Raw genomic sequence first — 20,844 nt, forward strand, 5'->3', positions numbered from 1 at the left:
ATGGAGTCGGTTTTTTAATTATCCGAAAAATGTTTGAAACCTTTTTGTCCTACATACGATAAATAGGATACGGACTCGAGTTTGAGTCATGATATTTCGGGGGTATCCCATAGTATGGAGAATAGGAGTGTGAATGAATGAAAAAACTATTAGGACCACTTACGATCATTATTGTTCTTCTTGTACTCTTAGCAATTCTGTTTGTGCCAAGCTACAATAAATTTGTTAATTTAGAGGAAGATGTAGATGCGTCGTATGCACAGGTTGAAAACCAATTGCAACGCCGGCTCGATCTTATTCCGAACTTGGTGAACACGGTTAAAGGGTATGCAAGTCATGAAAAAGAAGTAATCGCGGAAATTTCCGATGCACGCGCAAAACTGTCAGGTGCAACTGGGCCTGCCGAACAGGCAGCTGCAGATACAGAGTTGTCGAATGCCTTAGGACGTCTGTTAGTGGTTGTGGAAAATTATCCGGATTTGAAGGCGAATCAGAACTTCACTCAGCTCATGGATGAGTTAGCTGGCACCGAGAACCGGATTGGTGTGGCAAGAAAAGATTATAATGATGTCGTTTCCCAATACAACCGACAAGTGAAAAGGTTTCCGGGGAAATTAGTCGCTTCGATATTTGGCTTTGACGAGAAAGAGTATTTCCAAGCGAATGAGGCTGCAAACCAAGCACCTAATGTTGACTTTGGAGATGGCAGCAAGTGATTCGGAAAATCGTTCGATCAATTGCGATCGCATGCTTACTCTTAATGTGTATGCCATTCGGGGTGTTGGCAGCCGAATTCCCCGCTTGGAATAAATTCGATTACTTCATCCAAGACCATGCAAGGATTCTTTCGAATGAACAAAAAGAAGAGCTGAACCGACTTGGGAAAAACTTGGAACAGGCAACGGGAGCGGAATTGGCGGTTCTAACACTTCCAAGTATAGGTGACGAGCCGGTTGAACAATACGGGGTCGATGCGCTTCGGAAATATGGGCTTGGAAAAGAAGGTAAAGATAATGGTGCTTTGCTAGTCGTAACGACGGTACCGAATTCAGCTGATGATCGCCATTTTGAGTTGGCCGTTGGTTATGGTCTTGAAGGTGCGTTGCCTGACGGGAAAGTCGGGCGGATCATGGATGAAGTTTCCGTTCCATATTTGAGGAATGAACAACCCGATTTAGCAATAATGAATGCATACAAGTCCTATTACAACGAAATAGCTGCTGAATATGGCTGGAACGGGGAAGTTGCTGAAGTGAATACGCTCGCCGGTCAAGGCGGCGGTTCAGGTGTCGGCATCCCTGCGCCTGTAATTATTTTCATCGTCATTTATCTGCTGTTCCGCTTTATGGGCGGCGGTGGCCGTGGAGGTCGTGGTGGCGGCCCAGGCGGAAGAAGAGGTAGACGAGGCGGTATGATTTTCTTCCCCGGCTCCTTTGGCGGCGGTGGAGGATTCGGCGGCGGCGGCGGTTTCACCGGCGGAGGTGGATCCGGTGGTGGCGGCGGTGCTGGACGGAGCTGGTGACACCTGTGCTGGGAATATGTCAGCTTTTGTATAGTACAAAGGTAACGAAATGACCATATATCTTGGGAAATGATCGATATATTCCGGGAAATGATCGATAACCCAGCCCAATTGATCGATAACTCTTGGGAAATGATCGATAAAACCTGGGAAATGACCGATAACTTTTCACCCGACTCTAAAACACCATAAAATCAAAAGGATGTTCTGCAAATCTTTTGCAGAACATCCTTTTTCCCTTATAATAGTGAAAAAACAGGTAATCGAGGTGCTGCAACATGCATGTTCAATTTTACACAAGACCGGGATGCCATCTATGCGAAGAAGCCGAGGCAATGATGAAATTAGTCCAAGAGGATTTTCCGCTAACATGGTCCACAATAAACATCGAAACAGATGATGAAAGCCATGAAAAATATATGCTGATGATTCCCGTAATCGAAAAAGATGGCGCTGTTTTATTATACGGGTCAATCGGCTACGCCGACATAATTGAACTTTTTTAAAGGTTAAATGTTTGAATTGTATAGCAAAGAGGTATACAATAAGAGCAAGAATAATATTTTTTTACCCAAGGTGGGACAAAAATAAATTAAGTGGGCATAATTTGTCCCTCATGAAAGAAGGGCTTTCCTTGAACCCGAATATACTTGAGGCACAACGGAAGCTTGTGCCGGAAATGATGGAAATTCTACGTCAACGATATAGGCTTTTAAAGTTCATCGGAGTTTCTGGTCCGATCGGCAGGAGACCACTTAGCATTTTGGCGGATATTTCTGAGCGGGAATGCAGAAACTTAATGGAGGCCTTGCGCAATGAGGAGCTGATTCGAATTGCGAAAGAAGGGGCCACAATCACAATTGAAGGATCGAGAGTCCTTGATCTACTTGCGCCAAGTATTGAGGAATGGACTGGGCAAAATGTGATTGCCGGCAAGTTGAGTGCTTTGCTTAAAATTCAAAGTGTTCACATCGTCCAAGGGAATTGTGACGCGAATCCGACGGTGAAAAGTCTGATTGGAAAAGAAGCGGCAACTGTATTCATGCAAAGGATTGGAGAAGGTAAAGTCATCGCTGTTACTGGTGGAAGTTCGGTTGCGGCGATTCCGCAACATATCCACTCGATTGATAATCCTGATAACCTTCACTTCATTGCCGCAAGAGGCGGGGTTGGGGATGATATCGGGCTGCAGGCAAATGTCATCGCCGCGTCTTTTGCCGAGGCAAGCGGAGGCACGTATAGCACATTTTATTATCCCGAATCCTTGAGCCAAGAAGCGCATGAAATTTTCAAACGCGAACCATCTGTCATTGAAATGACGGAGCTGTACGGGAAAACGGATTGTGTCTTGCATGGAATTGGCGACGCGGAAAAAATGGCTGAATTACGCAATACGCCTGAAAGTGAAAGGCGACTGCTCCAAGAAAAAGGGGCGAAAGGTGAAGCTTTCGGCTATTACTTCGATGATAGCGGGAATGTTGTCCACCGTATCAGGACAGTCGGCATACAGACTGAACAGCTTGAACAAGTTCCCCTGATCATAGCTGTTGCAGGTGGAGCAAGCAAAGCGGATGCGATTTTATCCTATATGGAAAGCGCTCCCCGTCAAACCATTTTGGTGACGGATGAAGGGGCGGCAAACGCAATTTTAGAGAAGTTGGAAGGTAAACAATAACCTACTGGAGGTAAAGGAAATGACATTAAAAATAGCGATCAATGGGTTCGGCCGTATTGGGAGACTTGTTTTCAGGGAAGCACAGAAAAACGAAGAGATCGAAGTTGTCGCAGTTAATGATTTGACCGATGCTCCAATGTTGGCGCATTTATTGAAATACGATTCCGTACACGGGATTTTCGATGCTGAAGTTGGTTCTGAAGATAATCACCTTGTCGTGAATGGGAAAAAGATCAAGGTTTACGCTGAAAAAGACCCTTCCTCTTTGCCATGGGGGGAGTTGGGTATCGATATCGTTATCGAATCCACTGGTGTGTTCAGGGATGAAAAAGGTCTGATGAAGCATATCGAAGCAGGCGCTAAAAAAGTCATCCTATCTGCGCCAGCGAAAGGTGATGTCAAAACGCTTGTTATGGGTGTCAATGTAGATTCATATGACGCAACTCAAGATAAAGTCGTTTCAAACGCATCCTGTACAACAAACTGCCTTGCACCTGTCGTGAAAGTGCTGCACGACAAATTCGGCATCAAACGAGGCATGATGACGACAGTCCATTCATATACAAACGACCAAAACATTTTGGATTTACCGCATTCTGACTACCGCCGTGCACGTGCTGCAGCAGAATCGATGATCCCTACAACAACTGGCGCGGCATCAGCTGTAACGAAGGTTATTCCTGAACTAAAAGGAAAATTGGACGGAATGGCAGTTCGCGTACCAACTCCGAACGTTTCACTTGTCGACTTCGTCACTGAGCTTTCAACAGAAGTGACGGTTGAAGATGTAAATGCCGCATTGAAAAATGCATCGGAAAATGAATTGAAAGACATCCTGTTCTACAATGAAATACCATTAGTCTCACGCGATTACAACGGCAACACAGCATCCTCCACAGTAGATGGTCTGTCTACGATGGTATTGGACAATAATATGGTGAAAATCATTGCCTGGTATGACAATGAATCCGGCTATTCAGCTCGATGCATCGATTTGGCACTCTATATGCACAACAAAGGAATATAAAACATAGCCATTCTTAGGGCAACCCATTATAATAGTGATGGGTAGAAGGAACGGAGGAAACCCGTTCCTTTTTTTATGTAAATACGTTGGAAAATTAAGGGGTTTTAACCAACTCCCGATTTCCTTCGCTTTATTTCTTGGAGGTGTGCAGTTTAATGAAAGCTAAACAAACAATCAAGGATATTGACTTAAACGGGAAACGTGTATTTTGCCGTGTGGATTTCAATGTACCGATGGAAAATGGAAACGTATCCGATGATACAAGAATCCGTGCAGCAATACCGACAATCGAATACATGGCTGAAAAAGGAGCAAAAGTGATCCTTGCGAGCCATCTTGGAAGGCCAAAAGGCGAAGCGAAAGATGAACTACGACTTACTGCGGCTGGTGAAAGATTAGCCGAACTCCTTCAAAAGGACGTAAAAAAGCTTGATGAATCAATTGGCGAAAACGTTGAAAAAGCAGTCGCTGAAATGAAGAACGGCGACATTCTCCTTCTTGAGAACGTTCGATTCCATGCTGGTGAGGAGAAGAACGATGCTGAACTTGCGAAACAGTTTGCTACACTTGCGGATGTATTCGTCAACGACGCATTTGGAGCGGCACATCGTGCGCACGCATCCACTGCGGGCATCGCGGAATTCATCCCGGCAGTAAGCGGATTCCTGATGGAGAAGGAATTGGATGTACTTGGAAAAGCACTCTCGAATCCAGAGCGTCCATTCACGGCAATCATCGGCGGCGCAAAAGTGAAAGACAAAATCGGAGTCATCGATAACCTCTTAGACAACGTCGACAATTTATTGATCGGCGGAGGATTGTCTTACACATTCACAAAGGCTGAAGGATATGAAACTGGAAACTCCCTCGTTGAAGAGGATAAAATCGAGCTTGCTCAGTCATTCATTCAAAAAGCGAAAGAGAAAAATGTAAAGCTCTATTTACCGGTTGATGCAGTTGTCGCAGATGCGTTTTCTGAATCGGCAACTGTGAAAACGGTTAAAATAGATGAAATCCCTGAAGGTTGGATGGGACTTGATATTGGACCTGCAACAGCGGAAATGTACGCGGACGTCATTAAAAACTCCAAATTGGTCATTTGGAATGGACCGATGGGTGTATTTGAAATGGAACCATTTGCGAACGGAACGAAGCAGGTTGCAGTGGCGATGGCTGAAACAGAAGCCTACACAGTTATCGGTGGAGGAGATTCTGCGGCGGCTGTTGAAAAATTCGATGTTGCGGACAAAATGGATCACGTGTCAACAGGCGGTGGCGCTTCCCTTGAGTTCATGGAGGGTAAAGAGCTACCAGGCGTGACTGTCTTGCAGGATAAATGATTGGAGGGGAAACAATTGCGTAAACGAATCATTGCAGGAAACTGGAAGATGTATAAAAAGATCGGCGAAGCAAAAGATTTCATTGCAGAAGTGAAAGGACGTTTACCGGTCACGGACAACGTCGAAGCTGTCATTTGTCCACCCGCGCCTTTTCTGTCGGTGCTTGTGAATGAATCGGAAGGCACTGCATTGAAAATCGGTGCTCAAACGATGCATGACGTTGAAGAAGGTGCTTTTACGGGCGAAGTTAGCCCAAGCATGCTTTCGGATATGAATGTCGAGTATGTCATCCTTGGACATTCCGAACGCCGTCAATATTTCAATGAAACCGATGAATCCGTTAACAAGAAAGTGCATGCTGCATTTGCACACCAATTAACACCAATCGTCTGTGTCGGTGAAAGCCTTGAAGAGCGTGAAGAAGGTAAAACGGTTGAACGCGTTTCATCGCAAGTGGAAAAAGCGTTCAATGGCATTAGCACAGATCAGGCGAAAGAAGCAGTCATTGCTTACGAACCGATCTGGGCAATTGGCACAGGAAAGACTGCAACTGCAGAAGATGCAAATGAAGTATGTAAGGAAATTCGTGTGAAAATCGGCAAACTCTATGATGAAGAAACTGCATCTGCGGTGCGCATCCAATACGGTGGTAGTGTGAAACCGGGTAATATTGCTGAGCTACTCTCAATGGAGCATATTGACGGAGCACTTGTCGGCGGAGCAAGCCTTGTTGCAGACTCTTTTGTAGAAATGGTAGAGGTAGCAGCTAATGAATAAAGCACCTGTCGCATTGATCATCCTTGATGGATTTGGGTTAAGGGATGAGAAGTTCGGCAATGCGGTTGCACAAGCGAACACACCGAACTTTGATATTCTTTGGGAAAACTATCCGCATTCGACGTTAACGGCATGCGGAGAAGCTGTCGGCCTTCCGGAAGGCCAGATGGGAAATTCGGAAGTCGGCCACTTGAATATCGGTGCCGGCCGAATCGTCTATCAAAGTTTGACGCGTATTAATAAATCCATCAAAGATGGGGATTTCTTGACTTGCCCTGCGCTTCTCAGAGCAGTGGAGCACGCGAAACAACAAGGTACTTCCCTCCATTTGATGGGATTGCTTTCTGACGGCGGTGTACATAGTCATTATGAACATCTCTTCGCCCTCCTTCGATTAGCGAAATTGAACGGGATCGAAAAGGTATATGTTCATGCATTCCTTGATGGAAGGGATGTCGGTCCACAAACCGCTGCGGGCTATGTTGAGCAGACCGAAAAAGTGATGGAGGGCCTCGGAATCGGTAAGATCGCTACTGTTTCCGGCCGTTATTATTCGATGGATCGAGATAAAAGATGGGACCGTGTCGAGCTTGCATATCGCGCAATGGTTGACGGGCAAGGGGACGCCTTTGCTTCAGCCACCGCCGGTATTCTTTCATCTTATGAGGAAGAAGTGTATGATGAATTCGTCAAGCCGTTCATCATCGAGAAAGATGGTAAACCTGTTGCGAAGATTGAAGATGGGGATGCTGTTGTTTTCTTCAACTTCAGACCGGATCGCGCGATTCAATTATCCCGCGCATTTACGGATCCAAAATTCGACGGTTTCCATACGGGACCTGAAACATATGACAACTTGAAATTCGTGACATTCACGCATTACAGCGAGGATGTACGAGCCGATATTGTCTTCGATACTCAAAACTTAGACAACACAATCGGTGAAGTGATATCGGAAAATGGATTACGTCAGCTTCGGATTGCCGAAACTGAAAAATATCCACATGTTACTTTTTTTATGAGTGGCGGAAGGGAAGAAGAGTTTGAGGGCGAAACAAGGATTTTGATTGCGAGCCCGAAAGTGGCAACCTATGACTTAAAGCCGGAAATGAGTGCAGTGGAAGTAACGGAAGCTTTGCTGAAGGAAATCGAAGAAGATCGCCAGGATGCGATCATTCTTAACTTCGCGAATCCTGATATGGTTGGCCATAGCGGAATGCTTGAACCAACAATAAAAGCAATCGAAACAGTCGATGTCTGTTTAGGCAGAATCATTGATGCCCTCATGCTGAAGGGCGGTACAGCAATCGTTACCGCGGACCACGGGAACTCCGACGAAGTATTGACGTTGGAAGGAAAACCGATGACTGCACATACGACAAACCCTGTGCCCGTCATCATCACAAAAGATGATATCGAATTACGAAAAGGCGGCATCCTTGCCGACCTTGCCCCAACTATGCTGAAATTACTGAATATCGAACAACCAAAAGATATGTCCGGAACACCATTATTTTAGGAAAAGGGAGAGATTGTAATGCCTATTATTACCCATATCCAAGCAAGAGAAGTACTTGATTCACGCGGTAACCCAACAGTCGAAGTTGAAGTATTCACGGAAAGCGGTGCATTCGGCCGTGCAATCGTTCCTTCAGGTGCATCAACAGGTGAATATGAAGCAGTCGAACTACGTGACGGCGACGTATCCCGCTACCTTGGAAAAGGTGTTTTACGCGCAATCGATCACGTGAATGAAGTGATCGCAGACGAAATCGTCGACAATTACTCAGTATTAGACCAAGTCGTCATCGACAAAGCACTTATCGATTTAGACGGCACTAAAAACAAGGGCAAACTTGGTGCCAACGCAATCTTAGGGGTTTCCATGGCGGTAGCACATGCTGCAGCTGACTACTTGGACCTTCCACTATACCAATACTTGGGCGGCGTAAACGCGAAACAATTGCCTGTTCCAATGATGAACATCCTAAACGGTGGAGAGCATGCGGATAACAACGTCGACATCCAAGAATTCATGATCATGCCAGTAGGCGCAGAATCATTCCGTCATGGACTTCGCATGGGGACTGAAATCTTCCATAGCCTGAAAGACGTTCTAAAATCAAAAGGCCTAAACACAGCTGTTGGTGACGAAGGCGGATTTGCTCCGAACCTTGCATCGAATGAAGAAGCACTTTCCACAATCATGGAAGCGATTGAAAACGCTGGCTATAAAGCAGGCGAAGAAGTCTTGCTTGCAATGGACGTTGCAGCTTCCGAGTTCTACGACAAAGATGCAAACACATACTTCTTGGCTGGTGAAGGCATCACGAAAACATCAGAACAAATGGTTGATTGGTACGAAGAGCTTTGCAATAAATACCCAATCGTTTCAATCGAGGACGGCCTTGACGAGAACGACTGGGCTGGCCACAAGCTATTAACAGAACGCCTTGGCAAAAAGGTACAGCTTGTTGGAGACGATCTATTTGTTACGAACACTGAGAAGTTGGAACGAGGAATCGAAGAAGGCGTCGGCAACTCAATCCTTATCAAAGTGAACCAAATCGGTACGTTGACGGAAACATTCGATGCCATCGAAATGGCTAAACGCGCTGGCTACACAGCAGTCATCTCCCACCGTTCTGGTGAATCAGAAGACACGACAATCGCTGACATCGCTGTAGCAACAAACGCAGGCCAAATTAAAACAGGCGCACCATCACGTACAGACCGCGTCGCTAAATACAACCAATTACTTCGCATCGAAGACCAATTGGATGAAACATCTGTTTACCTTGGTACGAAAACATTCTATAACTTAAAGAAATAATGAATGGAAACAGCCGGCACTAGCCGGCTGAATTCTTACATATCGAAAACTTGTTGTAACAATTTAAAGTATTTGATAGAATATAAGTATTGTTATGTTCGACGCAGGAGGTGGAACAAAGTGCATGCTTTGTTAATGACTTTACTAGTAATCGTATCATTGGCGTTAATCGTTGTAGTATTATTGCAATCCGGAAAAAGTGCAGGTCTATCTGGAGCCATCTCCGGTGGTGCTGAACAACTTTTTGGTAAACAAAAAGCACGTGGATTGGATTTGGTACTTCAACGAGTGACAATTATCCTTTCAATTGTATTTTTCCTTTTGGCTCTTGCCATTGTAAAATTTTGATTGGTAATTCAATAATGCATATAACTAACGCCTGGCCACCCGTATGGTCGGGCGTTTTTTTCCATACTGAATGGGAATGATAATATACATATGAACTATTTTTGTCAGCAGTTGAAAGGATGGAAGAAATGAGAATTGCGCAACCGAAACCGTTCTTTTTTGAACAAGGGAAGAGGGCGGTGCTGTTACTGCACGGTTTTACAGGAACTTCGGCGGATGTAAGGATGTTAGGCCGTTTCCTTGAAAAGAAGGGGTATACATCTCTTGCGCCACATTACCGTGGACACGGCGTTCCGCCTGAGGAACTTATCAAAACAGGTCCCGACCAATGGTGGGAGGATGTCGAAGCCGGCTATCAGCAATTAATCGACGCGGGCTATGAAGAAATTGCAGTTTGCGGATTATCGCTTGGTGGAGTATTTTCATTGAAAATAGGGGTTAAAATGCCAATAAAGGGTATTGTAACTATGTGTGCCCCGATGTCTATGAAACGCACGGATAAAATGTATGAAGGCGTGTTAAAATACGCTTCAGAATACAAACGATATGAAGGAAAATCGAAGCCGGAAATCGAAGAAGAAGTGGAAGCGTTACGTGGGAAAACAATGCCGGCCTTAAGTGAATTAAGTCCGCTTGTTGACTCCGTTCGGGATCAGCTTCCTTCCGTCGAGGCTCCTCTTTTCGTTGTTCAATCAAGAAATGATGAAGTAATTGACGTGAATTCCGCGAACGTCATCTTTGATAACGCATCGTCTGCGGACAAAGAGATTAAATGGTTTGAAAAGTCCACTCATGTGATCACACTTGGTCCAGAAAAAGAGCAACTTCATGAAGATATATATCAATTTCTTGAATCGCTTGATTGGAACGTGTGAAAATGAATGGAATTGACGATAGTGAAGAATGGAGGGATGTAATTGGACTTTATAGATGAAGAATTAAAAAATAGGCTGATTTCCTTTATGAGAGAGGAATCGTATAAGCCACTAACCGTTCAAGAAATCCAGGAGGCAATGGGGATTGAAGGAGCGGCTGAATTCAAAGAGTTGGTGAAAATGCTTGTCCAACTTGAACAGAAAGGTGAAATTATCCGATCGCGTACGAATCGGTACGGTGTCCCTGAGCGCATGAACCTCGTACGAGGCAAATTCATTGGACATGCCAAAGGGTTCGGATTCGTCACACCTGAAACGGAAGGAATGGATGATATCTTCATCCCACCACCTGAAGTGAATGGGGCAATGAATGGTGATATCGTTCTTGTGCGTGTTTCAAAAGGTGATTACGGTGGACGCCGAGAAGGGACGATTATCCGAATTGCTGAGCGGAAAACGACGAAGGTTGTCGGGACGTACCAGGATAATCGCGGATTCGGATTCGTCATTCCTGATGATAAAAAGCTTCCGATGGATATTTTCATCGGTAAAGGTGATTCACTCGATGCAGTAGACGGGCATAAGGTAGTAGTGGAAATCACGGATTGGCCGAGCGAATTGAAATCAGCGACTGGAATGGTCGTACAAATCCTTGGACATAAAAACGATCCAGGCGTCGATATTTTATCGATCATCCATAAGCACGGCATTGAAGTCGAGTTCCCGAAAGAAGTGATGGACGAAGCGAATCAAACACCTGACGAAGTACAAGAACAGGATCTTTTTAAGCGGAAGGACTTGCGGGATGAGCTCATAATCACAATTGACGGGGCGGATGCAAAAGACTTGGATGATGCAATTTCGCTAAGGAAAAATGATGACGGCACATTCACGTTATCAGTTCATATCGCGGACGTCAGCCATTATGTCAGGCAGAATACTGCGCTCGACGATGAAGCATATGATCGCGCAACGAGCGTCTATTTGACGGATAGGGTGATTCCGATGCTTCCACATAAGCTGTCGAACGGAATCTGTTCATTGAATCCTCATGTGGATCGGTTGACGTTATCCTGCTCGATGAAAATCGACCGAAACGGTAAAACGATTGACCATCAAATATTTGAAAGTGTCATCAAGTCGAAAGAGCGGATGACATACACGGATGTCTATAAGATCATCGAAGAGAAAGACGAAGAGCTTATGGAAAAGTATGCGCATATCGTCCCGATGCTGAATGATATGGCGGAACTTGCTTCGATATTAAGACAGAAGAGGATCGATAGAGGGGCCATCGACTTTGATTTCAAGGAATCGAAAGTGATTGTCGATGAAAATGGCTGGCCGACAGATATCGTCTTAAGGGAGCGGACAGTTTCCGAAAGGCTGATTGAGGAATTCATGCTTGCAGCGAATGAAACAGTCGCAGAGCATTTCCACTGGCTGCAAGTACCGTTCATTTACCGTATACACGAAGATCCAAAGGCGGAGAAGCTGCAACGTTTCTTCGAATTCCTGACGAATTTCGGTATTGTCGTGAAAGGTACTGGGAATAAAGTGCATCCTCGCGCATTGCAGGAAATTGTCGAGTCAATTGAAGGAATGCCGGAGGAGACGGTCATTTCGACGATGCTTCTACGTTCGATGCAACAGGCGAAGTATTTCGAAGAAAGCTTAGGCCACTTCGGGTTATCGACCGATTTCTATACGCATTTCACGTCGCCAATCAGACGATATCCGGACTTGATTGTGCATAGACTAATCCGTACGTATTTGATCGAAAAGGATCTATCTCCGGAAACAATTGCGCATTGGAAAGCGAATATGTCAGAAATTGCGCAGCATACTTCGGAACGCGAACGCCGGGCGGTTGACGCCGAACGCGATACGGACGCATTGAAAAAGGCGCAGTATATGCTTGATAAGATCGGTGAGGAATTCGACGGAGTCATTTCTTCTGTCACGAATTTCGGGATGTTTGTCGAGCTTGAAAACACGGTTGAAGGTCTTGTCCACGTCAGCTATATGACGGATGACTATTACCGTTTTGACGACCGTCAAATGATGATGATCGGCGAGCATACCGGCAAACAATTCAGGATTGGCGATGAAGTGTCGATTCGCGTCGTCTCCGTCAAGCCTGAGGAATCTGCGATCGACTTCGAAATTGCGGGCATGAAGCAGTCATTCCATCGTACACGGAAGGAAACGCCGAAAGTTATCCATGCGAAAAAGCCTTCAAGTGGCGGCGGACGCAGTGGAGATTCCGAAAAGCCTAAGGGCGACAAGAAAAAAGGTGCACCGAGCCAGAAAAAGAAGTTTTATGAAGGTGTAGCGAAAAAGAAGAAGAAACAAGCTCCAAGAAAGAGAAAATAAAGGCTTGCGGCATTCGTTAAGACGAGTGCCGTAGCATTTTTGATGTAGTTAGGGGGAGAGTTATATGGCAAAAGGGCAAGGCAAAGTTTTGGCAATCAACAAGAAAGCGAATCATGACTATGCGATAGAAGAAACAATTGAAGCAGGAATCGTCCTACAAGGAACGGAGATCAAGTCGATTCGTAACGGCAAAGTGCAATTACGCGACGCATTCGTTCTGATTCGGAACAATGAAGCATGGATTTCAAACATGCATATCAGTCCATACGAACAGGGAAATCAATTCAATCATGATCCACTACGTTCAAGGAAATTGCTACTTCACAAAAAACAGATTGCGACATTAGTCGGGCAAGTAAAGCAAGAAGGCTATACAATTGTGCCACTGAAAATGTACTTGAAAGACGGCTTCGCAAAAGTATTGATCGGCGTCGGTAAAGGGAAGAAGTTATACGACAAACGAGATGATCTGAAGAAGAAAGAAGCAAAACGTGAAATGGAACGCGCCTTCAAAGCGAAACAGCAGTATTGATTTTTACGTTAAAATGTTGTATACTATTTGTAGTGAAATAGTTCAGAAGCCTTTCAGTAGGCATTCCTGACATCCCTTTAAAGGCTTAACAACCTTTTATAACGGGGACGTTACGGATTCGACAGGGGTGGTCTGGGCTTGAGCTGCGCGTCGGAGGGCTCGTCTCCGTCAGAAACGGCAGTTAATAATAACTGGCAAAACAAACAACAACTTAGCATTCGCAGCTTAATAAGCTGATGAATCTGCCTAACAGTTCCATCGCCCATGTGGCATTGTTAGGCTCAACTTAAGTGGGATACGGTAGCGGTCGCCTCCTGAGGCCGTTACAAGAGATTATCAGGATAGCGCTCAAGACGCCTTGATTGACGGCATAATGCAGTGCGAATCGCAAATAGTCAATCTACACGCGTAGACGCTGAAGTAGCAGAGCCTTTGGACGCGGGTTCGACTCCCGCCGTCTCCATTTCTAAACCTCGGTATAAACCCGATGGTATCAACGTTATAGTCAATTGCGGAGAGTGTACGGGTTCGAACTACACTCGCAATATTACGGAAAAGCCTTCTATTTACTAACGTAGATAGGAGGTTTTTTTGTGTCTGTAAATAACCGTAAACACGGCGTATTTAGCGTAAAGCCTACCGAAAATTTTAAAGTAAGGTCGCGCAAAAAGAATCATGATGGCATAACGATCGAGCAAGCATTAAACGTCATCTTCCGTCAAATGGAATTGTCGGGCCGGCGCGAACGCACAATACAAAGCTACGAGTATATTTTTAATGACTTTGCTACTGCGGTAAGTATCGACTATGTAAATGAAATTAATGCGGAGAAGATATACGAATACCTTGCGCATTGCGACGTACAGCCCGCAACGAAGTTAATTCGGTTGAAAACGATTAAAGCCGTATTAAGTCGTTTTCGAGATAACCGGTGGATTGAGCATAACTTTTGGAAGAATATCCACGTAATAGTGGACAAGCATATCAAACAAGGCGCGGACGAGAACGATATAGAGGTTTTGCTAACGTTGATTGATAAGACGACGTTTATCGGTTTCCGTGATGCCGTCGCAATCCTAACGCTATATAAAACTGGCGTACGTATCCGCACACTGGGCGAATTGCGTGAACGTCATATAAATTTCGATGATATGACGATTAATCTTGACGGCGATATTATGAAAAATCACGATATGTTGATTTTACCTATCGACGATCAGCTTGCGGATGCTTTCAGAATGTTAATCGAGCAGAATAACAAAATACGTCGAAATTACAATAAACGAAATGATTTCATATTCATAACGCAAAATGGGATCGGCGTTAATCAAGGTGCATCGAACAGTAACGCAATTAGTAAGCAGCTTACAAAGTATGCGGAGCGGTACGGCTTGCGAAATATCAACGCCCACGCATTACGGCGAGCTTTTGCTAAGAATCTACTCAATAGGGGCGCAAATATCGCGTTAATAAGCAAGGCTCTTGGCCATTCAAGTTTAGGAGTTACAACGCAATATCTTCAATTTGACGCGGAAGAAGTGGCGGAAGGATTGCGTGATTATCTGTAAATAAAAAAGAGGCCCGGCGCGGTAACGCCAAACCTCTACAAATTAATATCGAATACTCGCCGTATTCAAAGCTAACCTTATTATATCGAAAAAAATTCGATATTGCAAGGCTTCTTAACTGATGCCTTTTTTCGGCGGGTACTCACGAGGGGTAGCCGTTAAACCTCGTTAAATCCTACGTCAGGTCACGCCGAGCCACCGCAATAAATTCGGCTATACCGCATGTGTAGCCCGTTCCTTATTTCGGGTTGCGGTGAAGGGTGAGCGCCACCATTAAGGGCGCGGGATGGTTTACTGGCGAGCTACGGCTCGGGTAATCGTTCACACGCGGATATGCATACACAGCCGCACGGCAAGGACAGTAATTTGACGAGTGAATGACGGTCGAGAGATCGCGATTAAAATAAGGGCATACGGGAACCCTCGGCCGTCACTATGACGCTGATTTATGCAATCGTTACTTAACTACTAATCTTCGATTTTATTCGTTGTTTAGTAGAACAAGGTAACGATACTCGCGCCGATTTCCTGAACCGAGCAGCTATTCTGCTGAATTGAGAGCGTCAAAGTCAAGTGCAAAATAAAAAAGATTAAAAGATTTATAAGTATAGGCGAAAACGGCGGATTAAACCTGCTACAAAGTGTTTATAGGCGGTAGTGTGGCGGGGATATTTTAACAGTCTTGACCGATCAATGCAGAATATGGACCGATAAAATGCTGCTATTTTATACCAGTGTATTACGTACGTATTACGAGTGCATTGCAAAATACAGCAACTGTTATACCTATGTATTACGTACGTAATACGAGTGCATTACAATGTATAGTGGTTGCTATACCAATCCACATAAAAAAGACCTCGCAATTATTCTGCGGGGTCTTCTTCATCTTCTACAAGTATCAGTAAGTCATTAATTTCCACGCCCAACACTTCACATACACGGCCGATTGTATCGCGTTGATATTGTTTAGTATCATCATTGTACAATCTTCTGACCGTTTCAGTAGGCAGCCCGGCCTCTATCGCGAATCCTCTTATACTTTGACCACGTGCGTCAAGTAGTGCTTTTAGATTTGATTTAGCGCGCATTTCAATCCCCCTTTATTCGATGTATTTACAGTATACGATAAAATATTAAAAATAACTACGGAAAGTAGTTGACAACGATTCGTGGTCATTGTATAGTTAGGTTAATCCTACTACACAACGTAGTCACAAAAGGAAGGAGTGAAACAGTTGAGACATATTAAAGTATTCCGTACCGATTTTGATACCGTTTCAAGCGAGCGTTGGATTGCATACACCGACGGTTATTTAATCAACCCGCAGGTCGTACTTGAAACAGACGAATTAGGAATATGCTTCTTTTTCTTCGAGAAGTCAATTTCAGTCGATCAGGACACGGTGAATTTAAGCGATGCTACGATATTCGAGTTGCTATTATCGACCGATACCGAACATGTCGCGCAAATCAAACTGGATAAGTTGGCGGATATGACTATCGCAGAATTGGGCGCATTTATCACGGGCACACAAAAATAAAACGCGTAGGGGGAATGGGTTATGTTGCAAACAGCAGAAATATGTGAGGTTGTTTTACCGGAGTGTTCGCTATTCTTTCGAAAGGTGACGATTATCCCGAACGTGGAACTAATCGTATATGAAGCGGCAAATGAAGCAGTTCTTCGCATTAATGATGCAGACGTCATCGAGTTCAGATGGAATTCGGAAGCTGTGGCTATGTTCGCGGGAATTGATACGGTCGAGCCGATCGAACTGCTCGAAATGTTGGCGCGGTTAGACTTAAACAACGGAAAGGGGGCGGCTTGATGCCGGACTACTTCGCAGACCTATCCGATGCGGATATAAGCGATTTACAGCGTCGGTTAGTCCGCAACGATGCAAACGACTGGCCGATTATCCGCTATACATACCGTGCGTATGTCAAGTGTGAATATATCGGAGATTACAGTTTGACACGCGACCAAGTGAAATCGTTGCATGTTTACGATGACGGCATTGCGATGTTGCCGAACGGTGAGAAGTTCGTAGGTGCGCCGTCACTGGCAAAGTTTGCCGAATACGTACGAAAGGGGCGCAGATGATGTTCGCAATAAACTTAACGTATCACCAAGTCCTCGGCTTTGCGCGTGAAATGGCAAAAGCAAAGGAGAAGGGTACGGAATATCACAGGGGAGTTTATGACGCGTATCGCGATCTATTATTTAGAGGTGGTTACAGCGACGAGGAAATTGCGGAGTTAATGCAAGAGGCTTGCGAATAACAATCGAAAGGGGAGCGGTATGACAGTTATAGTCACAGGTAATGGAGGTTGGCAGATGTTGGCGCCAAGTGAGGCGTTGAATAGCCCGGCGCACCTGGGCGAAGTATTTCGTATGTTGGACCTTATTGACAAGGTAGACCGCGAGATTGAGCACGGGGCGCAGTTTGAACAGGAAGTAGCAGATAAGGCGCGAGTAGCAAGCAAAGCTCAGGAGGCTTATGTAATACCGTTGACTATCGCGGAAAACGTTAGAAGCCTTATACGGGCATTACAACCGCAAGTAGCGCGTTTCCAGTGGATGGACGTAGAACTACGGCAACAGAGTAGAGAGCGGTTATTTCTTCTTGCGGGAGAGTTATTAGCAGCACAGTTGCTACTTGCGCATGTAGAAGGCTATGAAGAACTTCATCGCGAAGTTAGCATACTGAAAATGCGATTAGATCGAGTAGTTTATTCGGAAAGACCGGTTGGCGCCGGTTGGAGGGCTATTTAGTTGTGGGATGAACATAGAGCGTTGGAAGGGCGCGGCGAACTGTGGCAACGGTTCGGATTTGGTACGCGCGAATGATGCAAGGGCGATGGAGATTGTAAATATATGGGGCGGAAGGGCGCACTGTTTGGCGGCAGTAGCGCTTTTCGTAATTAAAATAATAAGCGTATTTAATTATTTTGATATAGCAATAAGGCGAAAACCCGAAATGTATAAAATTTACAGCAAAAGTTTGTGAAATTAATTCGTGGGACATTTTGCAACATCGTTTTTAAATTTATTTTAAGGAATTTACGTGACTTTATTCTTATTTTAGACACAAAGTTGTCACAAACAGAGTTACCTTAGTCATTATTTAACCTATTTTATTACATTCACAAACTACTATAAGTGAGGAGACTATTTATTTTTCGAGAGGAGGGTAAGCCGCAGGGTTTTAGGGGATCGAGAAACGTGTGATGTGTTTAGAGCCTGTTTTTAACGCGTAGAAACCGTTTTAAGGTCGTTTTAGGGTATTCGTAGCCGAAATGATTTAAACGCGTCTAACGATGCATCTGACGCGGTTAAAATGGATTCGCTATTTTTGAATCCAAAAAAGGTGTATTTTTACCATTTTATAGGCTTTTTTATTATGTTTATATAATGACTACGGAGTTCCTTCATCCCTATTATACCATGAGTTTTTGGTTTTGCAATAGTAAAAAAAGGAGATGACGCAAATGTCGACAATCAAACAAGGCGCAAATAAATGCGTATTAAGTCTACGGGTGGCACGCGCATTAATCGGACAAGGCTATCAAGTTGTAGACGTTGGTACTTCGCATAGGTTTCCGGGGCGTGTCGTTATCAAGTTCGACAATACGCCGGAACTTAATGCGGCATTGGACGAGATACGGCGCGATATTAGGGCGGAGCGGCAAGGCGAAATGTCTACGGATTAATACCGCGGTTAAAAAGTGTAGCAAAACGCTATATAAGGTTTATATAACGATATGCACCACTTTTACGTAAAACGCAGACTGCGGAGGGAATTTATTCCCGACGCTACGGTTTTAAATCTTTAAAAGATTAAGAGCGTTGTCGTCAGGGCAAGCCCTTCCGACTGTCAGGTTATTATAACGCGTTTCAATCGCAATAAAGAGCAGGCGCGCCCTATATATGATTGCGCCAAGTCTTTTACGGAATAAAAGAACGTTCAACTCGTCTATTAATCCGTAAACAATCTACGATATTCAATCAATCCAAAGGAGACGATTACATGACAAATTATGCGACAGTATCAAGACAAGCGCGGGAACAATTCGATTTAGATGGCCTAATTGACACGGATGCAAAGACAACTCGAGGTCAGTACGCGGAGGCTGCCCTAATTGCGAGGCAATGGAGAAAAGAACTAACTACGCAGTTCGGGGTATCCAATATCACGGACGATGAGGAGCAGTTTGCAACAATGACGTTTAATGCGTGGCTAAGAGATCAGCGGCTCGACCGTCCCGTAATTATCGCTGCGCCTCCCGCATTCGGTAAATCGTCCATGCTCGCATTATTCTTGCGGACGATGTGCGCGCAGTACCCGGACACGTTCAGCGCCCTTGTCGTAAAGGAGCGCGTGGCGGATATTGAAGCGTTACGTGACGAGATTAACGATTATTGCGGAGCGCCCCGGGCATTCGCGATTAAGGGCTATGACTCGAGTACGGATAATCGGCTCGATTACGAGGAGCAATTCTTTAAGCAACGAGACTATAATGTTGTTTTGATGACGACTAAGCAGTTAGAGCGGCAGGCTATGCGCGACAACTTAAGCAGCTTTACGGAATTTATTACGGAAGATGGTCGTAGTTTGCGCCGTTCCTTACTGCTGATTGATGAAAAGCCGTCGCTTGTGCTATCGCATACACTTTCCGCGCGGAATCTTAATGACTTTATGAGCGATGTTCTCGAAGTCAGTCGCGATCATAAAGGGAGATTGAAGTCGTATTATAACCGCGTGCGCCAGTTGGTCGATGAATTGCGCTCTATGCTTGAATCCCCGGAAACTAAAGCGGGGGAGTTGCCTGCTATTGCGTCCGGCTATACGATGCCGGTTCGGTTGGTGCGTGACTTTGCGGAAGCATACGGCCACGATCGTATGACTACATTACGAGCGGTGGAGCGCGTTATAAATGCGGGTGGTGAGTATAGTAACGGCGTTGTTACGAGTACACATGTTGTTCACTATAAGTACACGCTATTCCATACGTACATTTTAGATGGCACGGGGGCGACCGATCCCGACTACATGAGTAGCGACTTTTACACCGTTCAGCCGATGGCTTTGCTTGATTACAGCAACGTTACTTTCCGCGTGTGCGACAGTTATAACTTATCGCGGACAGCATTGCGCCAGTCACCACAGAGCGTTGAGGCGGTCGTAGAAATGACAAGGCAGATTATTGCGGAACATAAAGGGAAAAAGACGCTTGTTGTCAGCTATATGGAGAATGTCGCGCAACTTGAAAGCGAATTAGCTGCGGAAATTAAGGCAGGACAAGCTCGTGTGAAACACTTCGACGGCGGGCGCGGTAGTAACGACTATGTAGATTGCGACAATGCCGTTTATATCGGTTCGTTATTTAAAGGCACAGCGTACTACACAACGGCTTCACAGGCGGTTATAGGCGACCGTATGGGCGTCAAGTTGGATACGAGCCATACGATTACAGGTGCGGGCCTTACGTTTGATGATGAATATACAGAAGGCTATAAACGTGCCGATATTGCCGTTAATTTGGTGCAAGAGACTAATAGATTGCGTGCAAGTCGCAAGCCGGGCAGGGTTACGATTTACTTGTTTAATCGTGATGCCGATATGATCGACATTATTAGGCAGCATTACCCTCTTGCGAAATTCGAGGAATATGTACCTTTACAAAAGTTGACAGGCAAAAAGACAGCTATCGACGCAATTATTGACTATTTCGCGGCGATGAAGTCCGGCGAACGAGTAAAGCAGTCTGCTATATATAGGGAGTTAGAAATTAGTAGGCATACATTCGCAAGGCAGGCCGAGACAGAACGTTTTCAGCAAGCTCTCGAAAAATACCGAATTACAAAAGAAAAGACATCTTATACAAAAGTGTGAATTTTCACTCAACGATAAAAAATCTACTAAAAGGGGAAATGCGGAATGGTAACAGCTAAAACGTCAATTAA

At 44.8% G+C, this 20,844-nt stretch carries 22 protein-coding genes and 1 other RNA gene; 22 read left to right on the forward strand and 1 reads right to left on the reverse strand.

What is annotated here, in order from left to right:
- Positions 1-137: 137 nt before the first annotated feature.
- The 15 genes from P5G49_RS14220 to P5G49_RS14290 all read left to right on the forward strand — a co-directional run bounded on the left by P5G49_RS14220 (position 138) and on the right by P5G49_RS14290 (position 14,873).
- Positions 138-716, forward strand: a complete 579-nt coding sequence (locus P5G49_RS14220) for a LemA family protein (protein WP_301244790.1) — start codon at positions 138-140, stop codon at positions 714-716.
- The gene (locus P5G49_RS14225; RefSeq protein WP_301244792.1) at positions 713-1,522 is read left to right on the forward strand and encodes a TPM domain-containing protein; all 810 of its coding nucleotides are present in this window, start codon (positions 713-715) and stop codon (positions 1,520-1,522) included. Before P5G49_RS14220 ends, P5G49_RS14225 begins: the two co-directional genes overlap by 4 nt.
- Positions 1,523-1,800: 278 nt before the next feature.
- The gene (locus tag P5G49_RS14230; RefSeq protein ID WP_301244794.1) at positions 1,801-2,028 is read left to right on the forward strand and encodes a glutaredoxin family protein; all 228 of its coding nucleotides are present in this window, start codon (positions 1,801-1,803) and stop codon (positions 2,026-2,028) included.
- A gap of 128 nt (positions 2,029-2,156) precedes the next feature.
- On the forward strand, positions 2,157-3,197 hold the full coding sequence (locus P5G49_RS14235; RefSeq protein ID WP_301244796.1) for a sugar-binding transcriptional regulator: 1,041 nt from the start codon (positions 2,157-2,159) through the stop codon (positions 3,195-3,197).
- 19 nt (positions 3,198-3,216) lie between these two features.
- Positions 3,217-4,224, forward strand: coding sequence for a type I glyceraldehyde-3-phosphate dehydrogenase (gene gap, locus P5G49_RS14240; RefSeq protein ID WP_301244798.1), 1,008 nt, complete (start codon positions 3,217-3,219; stop codon positions 4,222-4,224).
- Positions 4,225-4,379: 155 nt separating this feature from the next.
- A complete protein-coding gene (locus tag P5G49_RS14245; protein ID WP_301244800.1) occupies positions 4,380-5,564 on the forward strand; it encodes a phosphoglycerate kinase in 1,185 nt (394 codons plus the stop codon).
- 15 nt (positions 5,565-5,579) lie between these two features.
- On the forward strand, positions 5,580-6,341 hold the full coding sequence (tpiA, locus tag P5G49_RS14250; protein WP_301244802.1) for a triose-phosphate isomerase: 762 nt from the start codon (positions 5,580-5,582) through the stop codon (positions 6,339-6,341).
- Positions 6,334-7,860 carry a 2,3-bisphosphoglycerate-independent phosphoglycerate mutase gene (gene gpmI, locus P5G49_RS14255; protein ID WP_301244804.1) on the forward strand — a complete coding sequence of 509 codons (1,527 nt, stop codon included), beginning with the start codon at positions 6,334-6,336 and terminating at the stop codon, positions 7,858-7,860. Before tpiA ends, gpmI begins: the two co-directional genes overlap by 8 nt.
- Positions 7,861-7,878: 18 nt before the next feature.
- A complete protein-coding gene (eno, locus tag P5G49_RS14260) occupies positions 7,879-9,174 on the forward strand; it encodes a phosphopyruvate hydratase (RefSeq protein WP_301244806.1) in 1,296 nt (431 codons plus the stop codon).
- A gap of 120 nt (positions 9,175-9,294) precedes the next feature.
- Positions 9,295-9,522 carry a preprotein translocase subunit SecG gene (secG, locus tag P5G49_RS14265; protein WP_301244808.1) on the forward strand — a complete coding sequence of 76 codons (228 nt, stop codon included), beginning with the start codon at positions 9,295-9,297 and terminating at the stop codon, positions 9,520-9,522.
- A gap of 128 nt (positions 9,523-9,650) precedes the next feature.
- Entirely contained in the window at positions 9,651-10,397 is a 747-nt protein-coding gene (locus P5G49_RS14270; RefSeq protein ID WP_301244810.1) for an alpha/beta hydrolase, read from the forward strand.
- Positions 10,398-10,484: 87 nt separating this feature from the next.
- Positions 10,485-12,773, forward strand: a complete 2,289-nt coding sequence (gene rnr, locus P5G49_RS14275; protein ID WP_301244893.1) for a ribonuclease R — start codon at positions 10,485-10,487, stop codon at positions 12,771-12,773.
- A 64-nt stretch (positions 12,774-12,837) separates the two neighbouring features.
- On the forward strand, positions 12,838-13,305 hold the full coding sequence (gene smpB, locus P5G49_RS14280) for an SsrA-binding protein SmpB (RefSeq protein ID WP_301244812.1): 468 nt from the start codon (positions 12,838-12,840) through the stop codon (positions 13,303-13,305).
- Between the two features lie 103 nt (positions 13,306-13,408).
- Positions 13,409-13,771: a transfer-messenger RNA gene (gene ssrA, locus P5G49_RS14285) on the forward strand.
- A gap of 127 nt (positions 13,772-13,898) precedes the next feature.
- On the forward strand, positions 13,899-14,873 hold the full coding sequence (locus P5G49_RS14290; protein WP_301244814.1) for a tyrosine-type recombinase/integrase: 975 nt from the start codon (positions 13,899-13,901) through the stop codon (positions 14,871-14,873).
- An 866-nt stretch (positions 14,874-15,739) separates the two neighbouring features.
- On the opposite strand, the gene P5G49_RS14295 is transcribed toward P5G49_RS14290, so the two are convergent.
- Complete coding sequence (locus P5G49_RS14295) at positions 15,740-15,964, reverse strand: helix-turn-helix domain-containing protein (protein ID WP_301244816.1); 225 nt, start codon at positions 15,962-15,964, stop codon at positions 15,740-15,742.
- 147 nt (positions 15,965-16,111) lie between these two features.
- On the opposite strand from P5G49_RS14295, the gene P5G49_RS14300 reads away from it, so the two are divergent.
- The 7 genes from P5G49_RS14300 (at position 16,112) to P5G49_RS14330 (ending at position 20,773) form a co-directional block, all read left to right on the forward strand.
- The gene (locus P5G49_RS14300) at positions 16,112-16,417 is read left to right on the forward strand and encodes a hypothetical protein (RefSeq protein ID WP_301244818.1); all 306 of its coding nucleotides are present in this window, start codon (positions 16,112-16,114) and stop codon (positions 16,415-16,417) included.
- Between the two features lie 21 nt (positions 16,418-16,438).
- Complete coding sequence (locus tag P5G49_RS14305; protein WP_301244820.1) at positions 16,439-16,705, forward strand: hypothetical protein; 267 nt, start codon at positions 16,439-16,441, stop codon at positions 16,703-16,705.
- A complete protein-coding gene (locus P5G49_RS14310) occupies positions 16,705-16,980 on the forward strand; it encodes a hypothetical protein (protein WP_301244821.1) in 276 nt (91 codons plus the stop codon). The genes P5G49_RS14305 and P5G49_RS14310 overlap by 1 nt, the downstream gene beginning before the upstream one ends.
- Positions 16,980-17,159: a hypothetical protein gene (locus tag P5G49_RS14315; protein WP_301244823.1), complete on the forward strand. Its 180-nt coding sequence runs from the start codon at positions 16,980-16,982 to the stop codon at positions 17,157-17,159. The genes P5G49_RS14310 and P5G49_RS14315 overlap by 1 nt, the downstream gene beginning before the upstream one ends.
- Before the next feature lie 19 nt (positions 17,160-17,178).
- Complete coding sequence (locus tag P5G49_RS14320; protein WP_301244825.1) at positions 17,179-17,652, forward strand: hypothetical protein; 474 nt, start codon at positions 17,179-17,181, stop codon at positions 17,650-17,652.
- A 716-nt stretch (positions 17,653-18,368) separates the two neighbouring features.
- Positions 18,369-18,590 (forward strand): hypothetical protein, encoded by a 222-nt coding sequence (locus P5G49_RS14325; RefSeq protein WP_301244827.1) that lies wholly within the window; start codon positions 18,369-18,371, stop codon positions 18,588-18,590.
- A gap of 317 nt (positions 18,591-18,907) precedes the next feature.
- The gene (locus tag P5G49_RS14330; protein ID WP_301244829.1) at positions 18,908-20,773 is read left to right on the forward strand and encodes a hypothetical protein; all 1,866 of its coding nucleotides are present in this window, start codon (positions 18,908-18,910) and stop codon (positions 20,771-20,773) included.
- Positions 20,774-20,844 lie beyond the last annotated feature (71 nt).

Origin of the sequence: Sporosarcina highlanderae, assembly GCF_030433715.1 — a bacterium.
Lineage (GTDB): Bacteria > Bacillota > Bacilli > Bacillales_A > Planococcaceae > Sporosarcina > Sporosarcina highlanderae.